At 53.2% G+C, this 1,437-nt stretch carries 1 protein-coding gene; it reads right to left on the bottom strand.

The window, feature by feature from the left end:
- Positions 1-45: 45 nt before the first annotated feature.
- Positions 46-1,437, bottom strand: a 1,392-nt coding sequence (locus tag AC6F7T_RS01905; RefSeq protein ID WP_500716281.1) for a mannose-1-phosphate guanylyltransferase/mannose-6-phosphate isomerase, incomplete at its 5' end; no start/stop codon positions are given.

Genomic DNA, 1,437 nt, shown 5'->3' with positions numbered 1-1,437 from the left:
CGATTTATTTTACTGCTTACTGCTCACGGCTTACTGTTCACTTTCTTACCGCCCATAATCATCCTCATAACGCACAATATCATCCTCCCCCAGATAACTCCCTGATTGGACTTCGATCATCTCTAAGGGGATTTTGCCGGGGTTCTCTAAGCAGTGGACGGCGCCTAAGGGGAGGTAGGTTGGCTGGTTTTCGCTTAAGATCAGCACCTTGTCATCACAGGTGATGCGGGCTGTGCCGTTGACGACGATCCAATGCTCGGCGCGGTGGTGGTGTTTCTGCAGTGACAGGCTGGCGCCGGGGTTGACGGTAATGCGTTTGACCTGGAAGCGCTCTCCGACATCGATCCCCTCATAGGCTCCCCAGGGGCGGTTGACGCGACGGTGAAGGAGAAATTCGTTACGGTGACTTTCTTTGAGTTGCTCGACAATCTTTTTGACATTCTGGACCTGATCTTTTTTAGCAACCAGAATAGCGTCGGCTGTTTCAACAACCACCAGATCCTCAACGCCGACGGTTGCAAGCAAACGATGGGTGGCATGGAGGTAGGAATTTCTGGTGTCGTGAGTCAAAACATCACCAAAGCTGACGTTACCCTGTTGATCCTGCTGCTGAACCTGCCACAGGGCCGACCAGGAACCGATATCACTCCAGCCCGCCGACAGGGGAATAACAACCGCACTGTCGGTTTTTTCCATCACCGCATAGTCGATAGAATCCGCCGGACAAGCACTGAACTGGTCTTTATCCAGACGCAAGAAATCGAGATCCTCAGTCATACCGGAAACAGCCTTTTGACAGGCTTGCAGCATCCCAGGGTTGTATTTTTTCAACTCCTCAACAAACCGGCTCGCCCGGAACATAAACATGCCACTGTTCCAGTAATAGTCGCCCGATTCCAGATATTTAACTGCCGTTTCATAATCCGGCTTTTCAACGAAAGAGGCAACCGGGTAGGCCGTAAGCGGTGAACCGTGAGCGGCGTCATTCAGTTGATTGTTTTTCAACAAATGACCAGGGACAAAGGACGAAGGACGCCGCGTCAGCGGCTGACCAGGGACAAAGGACAAAGGACACGCGCGTTCCGCGCGTATATACCCATACCCGGTTTCCGGGCCTTCCGGTACAATCCCAAAAGTCACCAGTTTGTCTTGCTGAGCCAGTTCAACGGCTGCGGCTACGCCATGTTGAAAGGCTGCCACATCCTTGATCAGATGATCGGCGGGGAGGATGAGCAGCAGCGGGTCGTCTTCCTGTTGCAGGGCGTGCAGAGCCGCAACGGCAACCGCTGGTGCGGTGTTACGTCCGCAGGGTTCAAGAATAATTGTCGATTGGTCAACCCCCAACAGGCGGATCTGTTCAGCCACCATGAAACGATGAGCGTCATTACAGACAATCATCGGAGCCGACAGATTATTGACCCCCTCAAGGCGGGCGAT

The organism is Pelovirga sp., assembly GCF_059864205.1.
The sequence above is the reverse complement of the archived record's forward strand: the minus strand, read 5'-3'. Positions and strand labels throughout refer to the sequence as shown.